The organism is Streptomyces sp. 7-21, from assembly GCF_016741785.1.
In the GTDB taxonomy this organism is placed as follows: domain Bacteria; phylum Actinomycetota; class Actinomycetes; order Streptomycetales; family Streptomycetaceae; genus Streptomyces.
On record NZ_JAERRL010000003.1, the window covers coordinates 134,695 to 148,333 of the forward strand.

13 protein-coding genes are annotated in these 13,639 nt (G+C 73.2%); 2 read left to right on the plus strand and 11 right to left on the minus strand.

All coding sequences use genetic code 11. The features are described 5' to 3' along the window. Positions 1-89: 89 nt before the first annotated feature. The 9 genes from JK356_RS04480 to JK356_RS04520 form a co-directional block, all read right to left on the minus strand. Complete coding sequence (locus tag JK356_RS04480) at positions 90-1,175, minus strand: SMP-30/gluconolactonase/LRE family protein (protein ID WP_201866209.1); 1,086 nt, start codon at positions 1,173-1,175, stop codon at positions 90-92. A gap of 81 nt (positions 1,176-1,256) precedes the next feature. Further along, complete coding sequence (locus tag JK356_RS04485) at positions 1,257-2,480, minus strand: 3-deoxy-7-phosphoheptulonate synthase (protein ID WP_201866210.1); 1,224 nt, start codon at positions 2,478-2,480, stop codon at positions 1,257-1,259. A 54-nt stretch (positions 2,481-2,534) separates the two neighbouring features. Next, positions 2,535-3,626, minus strand: coding sequence for an acyl-CoA synthetase (locus JK356_RS04490; protein WP_201866211.1), 1,092 nt, complete (start codon positions 3,624-3,626; stop codon positions 2,535-2,537). Beyond that, positions 3,623-3,931 carry an acyl carrier protein gene (locus JK356_RS04495; protein ID WP_201866212.1) on the minus strand — a complete coding sequence of 103 codons (309 nt, stop codon included), beginning with the start codon at positions 3,929-3,931 and terminating at the stop codon, positions 3,623-3,625. The genes JK356_RS04490 and JK356_RS04495 overlap by 4 nt, the downstream gene beginning before the upstream one ends. Continuing rightward, the gene (locus tag JK356_RS04500; protein ID WP_201866213.1) at positions 3,928-4,425 is read right to left on the minus strand and encodes a hypothetical protein; all 498 of its coding nucleotides are present in this window, start codon (positions 4,423-4,425) and stop codon (positions 3,928-3,930) included. The genes JK356_RS04495 and JK356_RS04500 overlap by 4 nt, the downstream gene beginning before the upstream one ends. A gap of 14 nt (positions 4,426-4,439) precedes the next feature. Continuing rightward, positions 4,440-6,188 (minus strand): prenyltransferase/squalene oxidase repeat-containing protein, encoded by a 1,749-nt coding sequence (locus JK356_RS22135; protein WP_201866214.1) that lies wholly within the window; start codon positions 6,186-6,188, stop codon positions 4,440-4,442. Then, positions 6,185-7,303 carry a phenylacetate--CoA ligase family protein gene (locus JK356_RS04510; protein WP_201866215.1) on the minus strand — a complete coding sequence of 373 codons (1,119 nt, stop codon included), beginning with the start codon at positions 7,301-7,303 and terminating at the stop codon, positions 6,185-6,187. The genes JK356_RS22135 and JK356_RS04510 overlap by 4 nt, the downstream gene beginning before the upstream one ends. A gap of 477 nt (positions 7,304-7,780) precedes the next feature. After that, the gene (locus JK356_RS04515) at positions 7,781-8,263 is read right to left on the minus strand and encodes a DUF6644 family protein (protein ID WP_201866216.1); all 483 of its coding nucleotides are present in this window, start codon (positions 8,261-8,263) and stop codon (positions 7,781-7,783) included. A gap of 2 nt (positions 8,264-8,265) precedes the next feature. Further along, complete coding sequence (locus tag JK356_RS04520; RefSeq protein WP_201866217.1) at positions 8,266-9,033, minus strand: DUF6152 family protein; 768 nt, start codon at positions 9,031-9,033, stop codon at positions 8,266-8,268. 76 nt (positions 9,034-9,109) lie between these two features. Between JK356_RS04520 and JK356_RS04525 the strand changes: the two genes are divergently transcribed. Further along, complete coding sequence (locus JK356_RS04525; protein WP_201866218.1) at positions 9,110-9,997, plus strand: LysR family transcriptional regulator; 888 nt, start codon at positions 9,110-9,112, stop codon at positions 9,995-9,997. On the opposite strand, the gene JK356_RS04530 is transcribed toward JK356_RS04525, so the two are convergent. Next, complete coding sequence (locus tag JK356_RS04530) at positions 9,978-10,901, minus strand: LysR family transcriptional regulator (protein WP_201866219.1); 924 nt, start codon at positions 10,899-10,901, stop codon at positions 9,978-9,980. The two genes, JK356_RS04525 and JK356_RS04530, sit on opposite strands and share 20 nt — an antisense overlap. Positions 10,902-11,005: 104 nt before the next feature. On the opposite strand from JK356_RS04530, the gene JK356_RS04535 reads away from it, so the two are divergent. Beyond that, positions 11,006-12,478 carry an MFS transporter gene (locus JK356_RS04535; protein ID WP_201866220.1) on the plus strand — a complete coding sequence of 491 codons (1,473 nt, stop codon included), beginning with the start codon at positions 11,006-11,008 and terminating at the stop codon, positions 12,476-12,478. A 52-nt stretch (positions 12,479-12,530) separates the two neighbouring features. Here JK356_RS04535 and JK356_RS04540 read toward each other — a convergent pair whose 3' ends face one another. After that, entirely contained in the window at positions 12,531-13,565 is a 1,035-nt protein-coding gene (locus tag JK356_RS04540) for an arabinan endo-1,5-alpha-L-arabinosidase (protein ID WP_307815401.1), read from the minus strand. Positions 13,566-13,639 lie beyond the last annotated feature (74 nt).

Consider the following 13,639-nt stretch of genomic DNA (forward strand, 5'->3'; position numbering starts at 1 on the left):
CCGGGGGCGCGTGCGGAGGGTCGCGGCGGTCAGAGGCGGCCGGGGGACGGCCGGGGGACGGCCGGGGCTGAGCGGGGGGCGAGCGGGGGTCAGGACAGCAGCGGCAGCCCCTGGATGCCGGGGAGGGTCATGCGCACCACCACGGCCGCGCCCGGGTCGTCCAGGTCGTAGCCCAGGTGGGCCGTGATGAACAGCTGGCCCAGGTCGGGCCCGCCGAAGGCGAAGTTGGTCAGGCACGGGGTGCGGCTGTCCAGCGAGCCCAGGTCGCGGCCGTACCGGTCGCGCACCCGCACCAGGCCGGTGCCGAAGTGCGCGATGTACAGCCGTCCCTCGCTGTCCACGGCGAGCCCGTCGGGCTGCGCCTCGGCGATGGGCGACCAGGTGTTGGGCTGCGAGGGCAGCCGGGTGAACACCGTGCCGCGGCCCACCTGCCCCGGGGCCGTCAGCGGGTAGCGCAGCACGCGGTTGCGGCGGCCCTCGGAGATGTACAGGACGTCGTTGTCCGGGCTGAGGGCCACCCCGTTGGGGAAGTCGATGACGCCCTCGTCGACGAGCACGCGCGGCCGCTCGCCGGGGCCCTCGACGTAGAACACCCGGCCGGGCTCCCGCTCGGTGAACGAGCCCGGGTCGGTGAAGTACACGCCGCCGGTGCGGGGGTCGATGGCCAGGTCGTTCAGGCAGCGCAGCGGCCGCCCCTGGTGGTCCTCGGTGAGGGTGTGCAGGACGGTGCCGTCGGGGTCGAGCCAGACGACGGCGGCGGGCGGGCCCATCTGCACGACGACGTGGGTGCCGTCGGGCAGCACGCGGTGGCCGTTGGGGGAGACCAGCTCGCCCGAAGTCCACTCGCGCCAGGTGCCGTCCTGCGCGATCTCGAAGATCTCGCTGCCCTGCGTGTTGGACATGAACATCCGGCCTTCGGCGTCGAAGACCAGGCCCTCGCAGCCGTGTTCGCCGAGCCGCGCGATCTCGGTGACCTCGGGGACCGGCAGCCAGGGTCCCTCGCCGGGCGGCGTCCCGCCGGCCTGCGCCGGGGCGGCGGCGGCCGCCTGGCCGGTGCCGAGCGCGGAGACGCCGAGGGCGGCGAGGCCCGCGCCGCCGCCGGTGAGCAGCGCCCGGCGGCTGGGGCGGAGGGATCGTGCGGACCGTGCGGACCGTTCGGAAGCTGACGCGCGCATGGGGGGTTGGTTCTTCTCTTTCGACTCGTGAGGGGTAACTCGTGCGGGAAGGAAGACGGCTGATGCCGCGAGGGCGGCCGGTCAGGACGACCGGCGCGTGACGAGGGAGGCGGCGAGCCGGACGACCCGCTCGGACTGGGCGGGGCTCAGCCGCGGGTCGCAGGCCGACTCGTAGCGCGGCAGCGGGGCCTCGTCGTCGAGGTCTTCGCCGTGCGCGACGCACTCGGTCACGTCGTCGGGCGCGGTCTCCAGGTGCAGGCCGCCCGGGGGCAGGCCGTGGGCGCCGAGCGCCGCGAAGAACGCCTCGGTCTCGGCGAGCACGTCGTCGAGCACGCGCGTCTTCTGCCCCGCCGCGTTGGTCTTGGTGTTGCCGTGCATCGGGTCGATCAGCCAGATAGCCCGGGAGGCCAGCGGGCCGAGCGCCGACAGCAGCGGCGGCAGCCGGTGCGGCAGGCTGGCGGCGCCCATCCGCACGATGAGCGCGAGCCTGCCGGGCTGGCCGGCCGGGTTGAGCCGCTCGATGAGCGAGGCGACCTCGGACGGCTCGGTGCGCGGGCCGATCTTGACGCCCACCGGGTTGCTGATGGCGGCGGCGTACTCGACGTGCGCGTGGTCGAGCTGCCGGGTCCGCTCGCCGATCCACAGGAACGGCGCGGAGGAGCCGTAGCGGCCGCCCCGCTCGTCGGCGCGGGTCAGGGCGTGCTCGTACTCCAGCAGCAGCGCCTCGTGGCTGGTGTAGGTGGGCGCGAGCGCGGCGCGCACGGCCTGGCCGCTGGCGTCACCGGGGCGCGCCGGGTAGTGGGTGGCGAGGGTGTCCAGCGCCTGGCGCGCGTGGTCGTAGGCGGCGAGCAGCCGCTGCGGGTCGGGCTGCCGGGCGGCCTCGGTGGCCTCGGCGCTGTTGACCGCGTCGCCCCGGTAGACGGGCAGCACGGTTCCGTCGGGCAGCGTCTCGTGGGAGTTGGAGCGGGGCTTGGCGTACTGGCCGGCCAGGCGGCCGATGCGCACCACCGGCAGCTTGGTCAGCGACTCGAACAGGTCGGCGAGCCGGTGGAGTTCGTTGGCCTTGGCGCGCACCCGCTCCGGCGAGCTGTCCGCGAACAGCTCGGCGCAGTCACCGGTCTGGATGACGAAGGCCGAACCGCGGGCGACGAAGGCGAGTTCCTCGGTGAGGGCGGCCGGCACGGCGGGCGACACCAGCGGCGGGCGTTCGGTCAGCTCACCGAGCACGGCGTCGAGTTCGTCCCAGCGGGTCCAGTCGGGCTGCTGTACGGCCCTGGTGGCGATCAGCAGTCGGGTGGTTGACATGCGTCCTCTCTCGTTCCGGCACTGGTCGGGTGTCGGTTTCCGGTCGCCTGGGTGTCAGGCGTGCGCCGCGTGCGTCTGGTCCGCCAGGCCGCGCAGGGCGGGCAGGCGGACCTTGCCCGTGTCCGTGCGGGGGATGCGGGGGACGAAACGCACGGCCCTGGGGCCGGGAACCCCGGGGAGTGCGGCGGTGAGGGACTCGCGGACGAGCCGCGCCCCGTCGGGCGGCCCGCCCGGCCCGGCCGGGTCGGCAGGTGCTGAAACGTACAACTCGTAGTGCTCGCCGCGTACGTCATCGTTGACCGGCAAGCAGGCGGCGTCCGCTCCGGGCAGCGCGCCGCGCACGGCGTTCTCGACGTGGTCCAGCCAGACCCGCCGCCCGTTGACCTTCACCAGGCGCGAGGCGCGGCCGAGGTGGTCGAAGGTGCGCGGGCCCCGCCGGCGGATCAGGTCGGTGAGCCGCCACGAGTGCGGTGCCTGGCTCATGCCGGGCCCGCGTGCGATGCGCGGGCTGGCGACGTGCAGGTAGTCGGCGCCGGCGTCGTCGCCGCGGTCGGGCACGAGGTACACGTCCGGCAGCAGCCGCCAGGGCGTGGTGCCGGGCGCGCCTGCGGGCTCGATGGGGCGGTGCGCGACGGCACCGGTCTCCGTGGCGCCGAGCAGGGACTCGGCGCGGAAGCCCCGGTCGTGCAGGCCGGCGACGACCTCCCGGGCCGCGTCAGTCGGCGCGGCCGAGGAGTGGAGCGCCACCACGCCGGGCAGGTCGCGCAGCGCGGGCACCAGGTGACGCAGCAGCGGCCACGAGGACGGCAGGCACACCAGCAGCGTGCGGGCGCCCTCGCGCAGCGGCGGCACGTCGGTGGGGTCCCGGTGCCAGGCCTGGTGGACCTCGGCGCCGCACAGCCGCGGCAGGATCTCGCCGAAGAGGTGCCCGTACATGTGGTGCACCGGGGCGAAGTTGATGATGTAGTCCACCGGCCCGATGAGCGTGTCCGCCACGAGCGCGGCCTCGTAGTCCAGCAGGTCGCGGGGGCGCCGCCAGGTGACGGGCTCGCCGGTGTGTCCGGAGGTGGCGAACGCGGCCTCGTCCGCTGCCTCCCGTGCCCCCGTGGTGGCCGCCGCCGGGGCGGCCGGAGCGGTGGCGGTCACCGGCCGCCACCCTGGAGGACGGCGCCGTCCTCCAGGCGCTCGCGGACGAACTGCGTCATGCGGTCGATGGTGGAGAACCAGTGGCGGACATCGTCGGCGACGAAGTCGACCTCGATGTTGAAACGGTTCTCCACGGCGGTGATGCACTCCATGGCGGTGAGGCTGTCGTAGCGCTCGCCGAGGGCCTGGTTCAGCTCGGCGTCGTCCGTCACGGACGCCAGCGCGTCGCCGAGCGGACCGGCGAGCGCCTCGCGTATGCCCTCGCGGATCTGGGTCTCTTCGGGCACCGAGGTGGGGGCGGTCATGCTGCTGTCTCCTTCGTGTGGGTATCCGTGCGGGAATTCGTGCCGGGGGCCGCGTGGGGATCCGTGCCAGGGGTGCCGAGGGTGTCGACGCGGCGCAGCTTGCCGTGGTCCGAGATGTAGACGTGGCCGCGCGCCGTCGGCTGGAGATCGAGGTAGAAGAACGCCGTCGCCGGTCCGACGCCGAGGGCCGCCGCGATCTCCCCGGCGAGCTGGTCGCGGAAGACCTCGTCGCGGTCGACACCGATCTGGCAGACGACGGTCGCGTGGTGAATGGTTTCGCCATCGCTGGTCTCGCCGTCGCCGCTGGCCGGGGTGCGGATGGCCTCCACGGGCATGGCGCCCGAGTAGAGGGTGCCGGGCTCCTCCGTCACGAAGCGGACCACGGCGTGGCTGGGGGTGACGCCCTGGCCGGTGAGCCAGCGGGTCAGGCGCACAGCGATGGCGCGCCGCCTTCTGGGGGGCAGTTCCGGGCTGGTGATGGTGATGGTGGGCACGGTGGTCGCCTGTCTTACGAGAGTGTCAGGGCGGGCAGGGTGCCGGGCTGGCCCTTGGCGCGCCGCAGCAGCAGCGTGCCGAGGCAGTCGGCGAGCCGGTCGGAGCCCTCGGGGGGCGCGAGCGGCGTCCAGGCGGTGCCGCCGGGGGTCACCACGCGGTCGCAGAAGGCCCGCAGGTGCGCGATGTCCACGGGGATCTGGTAGCGGTCGGCGGTGAGCACCGCCTCGTAGGTGGTCAGCAGGTCGGGGATGCGGCGTCCCTCGTTGGCGTAGCCGCCGCTGCTGACGCGGTGCCGGTCGAGCGCCTCGCGGACGGCACCGGGCTCGGGCCGCCCGGCGAGCTCCCGGGCGCGCAGCGCCTGGAGGGTGGCGCGCAGCGTGGGCGCGGCGCCGGGCACGTTGCCCGAGCCCTCCTCGGTGCGGCAGGCGTCGAGGAACCCGAGCAGCGCCTCGGTGTCCAGGGCGTCCCGGTGGGACGGCCCGAGCAGCCGCCGCACCTCGATGGCGGAGACGGTCGAGACGACGTCGGAGCCGCGTCCCTCCCAGTAGCCGAAGCCGCCGTCGGGGTTCTGCAGGTCGCGCAGCCAGTCGGCGACGCGCTTGCGGCTGGCCTGGTCGCGGCGGAACGCCCCGGCCTCCAGCGCCCACAGGGTGCAGCGGACCTCGCTGCCGCGGGCGGGCATGTACATCACGCCGCCTTCGTTCGGCAGCAGGCAGCCCTCCAGCCAGCGCCGCAGCGGCTCGCCGTCGTCGGCCGCGGCCTCGGGGGAGCCGGCCAGCAGCGCGGCGGAGGTGGCGAGCGCGTCGGCGGCCAGCGCGGGCTCGCGGTAGGTGTAGCCGCCGCCGGCGCAGGCGAGTTCGGTCATCCGGCGGGTGACGTCCTCGGCGTAGGCGTCGGCCGGCTTGCCCATGGCGACGAGCGAGCCGACGGCACAGAACGACGCCCACACGTCCTCGACGCCGTAACCGTCCCACCGAACGAAAGCGCCGCCCGGTCCGCGCAGTCGCGCGATCCAGGCGGCGCATGCCTCCGGGTCGGCGGGGCCGGTTCCCAGGGCGGCCAGGGCGGCGGTGGTTCGATACGTCGCCCACATGCATGGCACGTCGGCGGCGGGCGAGAACCGGAAGCCGCCCTCGGCGCTCTGCTGGTCGCGCATCCAGCTGATGAGGCGTCCGGTGTCCCAGGGCGCGGGCGCGTCCCCGGTGCGGGTCAGGGCCCGCCAGGCCATGACGCCGTAGAAGCAGGCACGGACGTCGGAGACGCCGTCCTCGGCGTACTCGGGGGTCCAGCCCAGGCCGCCGTCCGGCGCCTGGAGCGCGCCGAGCCAGGCCAGCAGCCGCTCCCGGTCGGGCACGTCCTCGCCGCAGGTCTCCAGCGTGGTGCGCGTAGAAAAGAACGTCGCCCAGGCGTCGGGAAGCTGGCCGGGCATCATCGCGAATGCACTGCCGGACCAGGTGGAGCGCAGCCAGTCGCGGGTGCGGTCCAGGCCGGCGGCCTTCTGGTCGCTGACGCCGAGGCGGGCGAGGTCGGCCAGGCCCTGCGTGCAGTAGTAGGTGGCCCAGGCGTCGGAGGCCATGCCGCGGCTCCAGGCGTAGCCGCCGTCGGCGTTGCGCCGGCTGGCCAGGTAGCGGGCGGTGGCCTGCGGCTGGACCACGCCGTCGGGGCGGCGCAGCCAGGCGAGGGTCCGCAGCGCGGCGTAGGTGCACCACAGGTCGGGCTGACCGGTGGCGACGCCGCGTGCCTCGGTGGTGGTCAGGGTCACGGTGCCTCCACGACACGGAGATTGGTGCGCTTCCAGCTCTTCTGCGAGGCGCCGCTCTTGGTGTTGGCGGGCAGGGCGTTGACGAAGCGGACATCGCCCCAGCTCAGGCGGAGCGAGTCGAGCGACGCGGCCCGTACGGCATCGGCGAGTTCGGCCTCGGCGGCGCGGTCCCCGTCGCTGTCGCGCTCCAGCAGCAGGCGCAGCGGCTGGCCGTCGGGGTCGACCTCCATCAGGTAGCCGGTCGCGCTGGTGGCCCCGTAGACGATCTCCTCGACCTCGCGGACGGTGATCTTCTCGCCGCCGATGAGCAGGGCGTCGCTGCTGCGGCCGTGCACGGTGACGGTGGGCGCGGGGCTGCCGCAGGGGCAGTCGCTGGCGACCGTCACCTCGTCGCCGGTGTCCAGGCGCAGCAGCGGCCGGGCGTGCTGGTTGAGCGGCGTGACGACCAGCCGGCCGCGTACCCCGGCCGTCAGCGGCGTCACGCCGCTGTCGGTGGCCAGTTCGAAGTAGTTGGTGGCCAGCAGCAGGTGCTGGCGGCCCTCGCGGCAGGAGGTGGCGAGGGTGCCGGTCTCGGTGGAGCCGTAACTGGCGTCGTAGGCGGCGGCGTTCCACCAGGAGCCGAGCCGGGAGCGGAACGGCGCGGTGTTGACCTCGCCGAGCAGCATGATCTTCTCGACCGACTCGGCGTGCCAGTCCAGCTCGCCGCGGCGCTTGAGCAGCCGCGTCAGCTGCTGGGCGACGCCGGGGGCGATGAACAGGGTGGTGGGGCGCAGCGTGCGCCAGATCTGCGTGAGCCGGTCCCAGTCGCAGATGCCGGTGGCGAACGGGTACGCCCGGGTGTGCACGTGGCCCAGGTACTCGCAGGCGTGGACGATCAGATCGCCGACGGGCACCACGTCCGAGGGCATCATGATCAGGACGCGCTCGTTCTCGCCCAGCAGCGTCCGCCACGCCTCGGCGACGGAAACGGCATTGCGCACGGAATCTTCCGCGAGGCGGGGAGTCGGCGTGGCCCTGCCCGTGGTGCCGGTGGTTTCGTAGTACTTGGCGGCTTCGCCGGGGGTAACGACGCAGTAGTCCAGCGGACGCTGCTTCAGGTCGTCCTTGAGCGTCACCGGGAGTTTCTCGAAGGCCTCCATCGAGAAGGCGCCGAGGCCCGCGTAGGCAGGGGCGGATGAGGCCCTTTCCCAGACCTTTTCAAGCTTCCGCTTGTGAAAGGAATGCGGGGGATTCTCCTGTCGATATCTTGTGACCTCTTCGCGTGCGTCGAGGAGGTTCTGGAGCTGGGCTGGTGTCGTGATCAGCACGTCACTCTCCACCTGTGGAAGATGTGCAGGCTGTGCTTTTTGGCGTTCACGAAACTATCGACTTAGAGCGCGCGATGCAATGAAGTACTGATTATGTTTGAGGCCGCTTTATGTGCGAGGGGCGAAATAATGCCAGGCGGTTCACGGGCTCGTCACATCCGGCGGTACGGGAGAGGGCTGAGTGGCGTCTGTTGAACGACTGACGGGTAGCTCCGGTGCGGCAGACGCAAAAACGGCCCGCCGGTGACGGGCCGTTTAATTCAACGCTGAAAAAAGAGAGATGTATCACGTATAAGCGAGGAGCCGGCCGCAGACGATGACGCCGGTCCAGGAAAGCGTGGAGACCACGCCCGCCAGTCTGGCCGTGACGGGCGCGGGGGCGTTCAGATCCCAGCGGTCCACCGACCGGTAGACGCCAAGGTGGAAGACCGCGATGTTGACGCCGGCCAGCAGGAGCAGCCCCAGCTTCCAGGGCGCGGCCCCGCTGTTGCCCACAGCCATGGCGCCCGAGACGAACATCACCGCGCCGGAGAGGACGGCGATGAGGAAGCCCACGCGCGACAGCGGCAGCAGGTGGCGCGCCGCCGAGGTGACCGGCAGCAGCCGCTGGCCGACGCCCAGCAGCCGCAGGTCGAACGCGAGGGCGGGACCGACGAGCAGGGCGATACCGAGGATGTGCACGCTCTCCAGAGAGGAGTACACCCAGGGCGTGGTGCGGACAGCCTCGCCGAGCGTCGTGTGCTCAAGCCACTCGAAGAAGGAGTCCACGCCTACCCTCGGTTGCTTCGGCGGACGATGTAGAAGCCGCCTCCGGCCACGACCACGACGCCCGCGGCGACCAGGACCCAGATGACGGCGGACGACGAGCCGTCATCCGCCTCAGCCGCACTGTCGCTGGCGCTGTCGCTGGAGCTCTCACTGGAGCTGCCGCCGGACGCGGTGGCGTCGTCTTCCCCGTCTCCGCTGTCCCCGCTGCCCTCGCCGCCGGCCGCGTCACCGGAGCCGGCCTCCGCGCCGCTGCCGTCCGCGGGCGCCTCGGGCGGATCGGCCAGCGGCACGGAACGCTGCCGCACCACCTGGCCGGACTCCAGCACGATCAGCTCGGGCCGCAGATGCCCGTTGTCGTCCCGGTCGATGTAGCCGACGGCCTCGATCCAGTCGCCCGGCTCGACCTGGCCGTCCATGCCCCAGGCCGACAGCCGCTCGATCGGGGCGAGGTCCATCGTGATGGTCTCGGCCTCACCGGCGTACGCCTGGGTGGCGTCCAGCACGTCCTGGCCGCCGATCTCCTCCAGTTCGGGCGGGATGTCGAGTTCGGTCCAGTCGTCCGGCACGGTGACCGGGCGCTCGATCTCGATGGTCACCTGGGGGTGGGGGTTGCCCCACCTGACGTCCGTGGTCGTACCGGAGACGTAGTAGGCGGCTGTCGTGTCGTACTCCTCCCAGCCGTGGTGCGCGGCGGCGGGGACGGCCGCGAGGAGGGTGAGCGGGGCAGCCAGCAGGGCGGACAGGGTCATCGACCGGGCGGTGAACCTCATGGATGTCATGCTGTCCGACAACTCGCCCAGCAGGTCTATAGTTTCATGCTGGGGTCATAACTGATGCAATGGCCGTATGAATCTCGACCAGCTCAGGTACATCGTCCTGCTCGCCGAGGAGCTGCACTTCGCACGGGCCGCGACCAAGCTCGGGCTCCAGCCTCCGCGGCTGAGCCAGCAGGTGCGCAAGCTGGAAGATGAGCTGGGCGTCCAACTCTTCGAGCGCACGACCAGGGAGGTGCAGATCACCTCGGCCGGGAAGAACTTCGTGGCCGAGGCGGCGCAGGCGCTCCACCACGCGGAGCGCGCCAAGCGGGTGGCACGGCAGACGGGACGCGGCGAGGTGGGACAGCTGTCCCTGGGGTTCGTCGGGTCCGCCGCGCACGAGCTGCTGCCGCGCCTGCTGCGACGCTTCCGTCGCAACTACCCCAACGTCAAACTCCAGTTGAGGGAGCTCGCCTCAACCGAGCAGATCGATGAGCTGCTCGCTGGCAGCCTCGACGTGGGCATCCTGCACGCGCATGAGAAGGGCGTCGACCAGGACGAGGTGGTCACGCAGGAGATCTCGCGGGACCGGCTCGTCGCCGCGCTCTCCAGGCGCCATCCCCTGGCCCACCGCGATCCGTTACCGATAGCCAGCCTGGCGGAGGAGTCCTTCGTGCTGTTCCCCCGCCACCTGGGCCCTTCCCTTCACGACAACATCACCCGCCTCACCCGCGCCGCCGGGTTCGAGCCCCAGGTCTCGCAGGAGGCGGTCCACATGCACACCATCATCGGGCTGGTCGCCGCCGACATCGGGGTGTCGATCGTGCCGGGGTCGATGGCCACGCTCAGACGCACCGACGTGGTCTTCCGGACGCTCACCCCGCAGACCCGCTCGATCTCGCTCCACCTGGCCTGGCGGCGGGGCGACACCAGTCCCGTCGTGAGAAACTTCCGGGCGCTCAGCGCACCTCGTCTGTAACGTCCGTCGTCACCTTCTCCGTAAGCTCCTTCTCCGCGTGCCGCAGGAAGCGCCGCAGTAACGGGCTCCCACGGTCGCCGCGCCAGGCGATGCCGAGCGGAACGGTCGGCACCGGCGCGGCGAACCGCCGCACGGCGACTCCTGGCACGCGGAGCCGGCTTGCCCTCCCCGCCACGACCAGCGTCACGCCGTGCCCCTGCGCGACGGCGTGCAGCATGCCCTCCTCGTCCGGCTCCCACCGCGACACCCGGGGCCGCTCCCCCTCCCCGAACACCTGGTCCAGCATCGCGTCCCACATGCCCGGCCCGTGCTCCCTCGGCCACCACACCAGCGGCTCCGCCGCCAGGTCCGCGCCCCGCACGCTGCGCCGCCGCGCCAGCGGATGCCCGGCCGGCACCGCCGCCACCACCGCCTCCCGGGCGATCACCCGGCACGTCAGGCCGCCGTCCAGGCCGATCGGCGGGCGCACGAACGCCACGTCCAGCTGGCCCGCGCGCAGCATGTTCTCGTGCAGCGCCGTATAGCCGCTCGACAGCCGCACATCCACCGCCGGGAACGCCTGGCGGAAGCCGTCCACCAGCCGCTCGGTCAGCTCCCACGCCGCCGAGCGCGTCAGCCCCACCCGCAGCAGCCCCGCCTCTCCCGCGCCGTGCGAGCGCACCAGCTCCTCGGCGGCGCGCGCGGTGTCCAGCACCTCGCGCGCCAGCGGCAGCAGCGCCTCGCCGGCCGGCGTCAGCGCCACCCCGCGCCGGTCGCGGACGAACAGCGCGGCCCCCAGGTGCCGCTCGAACCGCTTGATCTGCTGGCTCAGGCCCGGCTGCGCGATCCCGAGCCGCCGCGCCGCCCGCCCGAAGTGCAACTCCTCCGCGACGGCGACGAAATACCGCAACAGCCGAAGCTCCACGGCCGGCAGTCTAGGGCGGCCGGCCACCGGTGATAAGCGCCGCTTCTCACCTGACAACAAACCGGACTTGGACGTTCCGGCTGCCGGCGTGGATCAATGCTGGCGTGCCCACACTCCAGGACACCCACGCCACCGGCGACCGCGGCACCGCGCCGGCCCCGCGCCGTGCCGCCGCGGTCGCCCTGACCGCGATCCTGCTCGCGGCCTTCATCGGGCAGTTCGACGCCAGCGTGATCGTGCTGGCCGTGCCCGCGCTGCGGGACGAGCTGGGCGCCACGCACGGGCAGGCGCAGTTCGTCCTCGCCGGGTACACCGCGGCCTACGCCGCCGGGCTCGTCACCGGCGGCCGGCTGGGCGACCTGCTCGGCCGCCGGCGCGTCTTCCAGCTGGGCGTCACCGCGTTCACGCTGCTGTCGCTCTCCTGCGCGCTGTCGCCCGGGCCGGGCGCCCTGATCGCCGCCCGCACCGGGCAGGGCCTGGCCGCCGCGCTGATGCTGCCGCAGGTGCTCGCCATCGTGCACGCCACTTTCCCGCCCCGCGCACGCGCCCGCGCCGTCGGCCTGTACGGCGCCACCATCGGCATGGCCTGGATCGCGGGCCCGCTGGCCGGCGGCGCCCTGCTGTCGTGGAACCCCTTCGACCTGGGGTGGCGCGCCCTGTTCCTGATCAACCTGCCGGTCGGGCTGGTGGTGGCCCTGGGCGCCCGCTACGCCGTCACCGAGAGCCACGGCGACCGGCAGCGGCTCGATCTCGCCGGCGCCGTGCTGCTGGCCGGCGCCCTGTACGGCCTGCTGCTGCCCGCCAGCGCGGCCGAGGGCGGCGACTGGCCGTCGTGGGCGCCGCTGGCGGCGGCGGGCGGCGCCGTGCTGCTGGTGGCGTTCTGGCTGCTGCAACGCCGCCTGGAGGCACGCGAGCTGGCGCCGCTGCTGCCGCCGCGGCTGCTGCGGCAGCGGCGGGTGGCGCGCGGCCTGGTCACCGTGCTGGCCTTCTACGGCGGCAACATGGGCTTCTTCACCCTCGTCGCCTACCACGTGCAGGACGGCCTGGGCCGCACCCCGCTCGTCGCCGGGCTCGTCTTCTCCCCGCTGGCCGCCGGGTTCGCGCTGGGCTCGGTCGGCAGCAAGCGGCCCCACGCCCGCTACGGCCACCGGCTGCTGGTCGCCGGCGCGCTGCTGATGGCGGTCAGCCTGGCGGCCGTCCTGGCCGTGGTGGCGCTGGCGCCGGAGGAGAGCCAGCTGTGGTGGCTGCCGCTGCCGCTGGCGCTGTCCGGCCTCGGCGAGGGCGTCGTCGCCGCGCCGCTCATCGCGACCGTGCTGGGCGGCGTGCCCGCCCGGGACAGCGGCGCCGCCAGCGGGGTGCTGCTGACGGCGACGCAGGTCGCGCACGCCGGCTCCGTGACCGTCATCGGCGGCCTGTTCGTCACCGTCCTCGGCGAAACGCACGGGGGCGCCTCGGAGTTCGCGTCCTACGCGCGCGCCACCAGTACCGGGTGCGCCGTCGTGCTCGTGCTCGCGCTGCTGACCGCGCTCGCGGCCCGGCGGCTCGGCCCCGAGCCCCGTTCCGCCGGGGGCGGCTGAGCCGCCGCCGGGCCGCTGGCCAGGTGACCGGGCGGGCCGGAGGGCGGGGCGGTCAGTGGACGTAGGGCCAGCCGTCCGCGTCGTAGCTGAGCCAGTTGATGCCCAGCAGCGCGGTGCCGTCGTCGGCGTAGTAGTGGTACATGAGGATGTCGTAGTCGCTGTCGGCGAACACCGCCTGGTGGCCCGGGCCGTGGACGGAGCCGTGGCCCGCCAGGATCTCGGTGCCGCCGCCGTCGTTCATGTCCACCCCGGCGCGGTCGAGGTAGGGGCCGGTGACGCTGGTGGAGCGGCCGACCATGATGCGGTAGGTGCTGTCGGCGCCCGCGCAGCAGCGGTCGAACGACACGTACAGGTAGTAGTAGCCGCCGCGCCGGAAGATGAACGGCGCCTCGATCGCGCCGCCGCCGCGCCCGGCGATCGGCAGCAGCGTGTCGTCGGCGCGCTTGCCGGTGGCCGGGTCGAGCCGGATCAGCTTCAGCCCCGACCAGAAGGACCCGAACGCCAGCCACCAGTTGCCCTGTTCGTCGACGACGAGGTTGGGGTCGATGGCGTTGTAGTCGTCCTCGGGGAACGTCTCGATGACCAGGCCCTGGTCGGTCCAGGTGCCGGAGTCGCCGGTGCTGCTGGTGGCCAGGAAGATCGCGGAGCGGTTGGAGCCGAACGTCGAGGCGGAGTAGTACAGGTAGTACGTGCCGTTGTGGTACGAGATGTCGGGCGCCCACAGGTTGCGGCTGCCGCCGGTGTAGGGCTCGGTCCACGGTGCCCCGTCCGGGAAGGCAGGCCCGGCATCGGTGAACGCGGTGCGGTCGGGCGAGGTCTTCAGCGCGATGTTGTCCCCGGTATGGGCGACGAGGTAGCTGCCGTCGGGCCGGATGACGGCGGTCGGGTCGTGCACGGTGATATCCCCGGTGACCAGGCCGGGGTGGGGATAGCCCTGCCGGGCGGCGGGCGGCGCGGCGCTGGCGCGCGCGGTGGCGGCCGTGGCGAGCCCGGCGAGGCTCACGGCGGCGCCGCCGCCGAGGACGGCCCGCATCAGCCGCCGCCGTGAGGGTCCCGGCACCGGTTCCGGCTGCTGCTGCTCGGTCACGTGTGGCTCCTTCACTGGACGCCTTCGTTCGGAATACCGAACACTATTCGTCATCGTGAACGAAACCTAGAAGT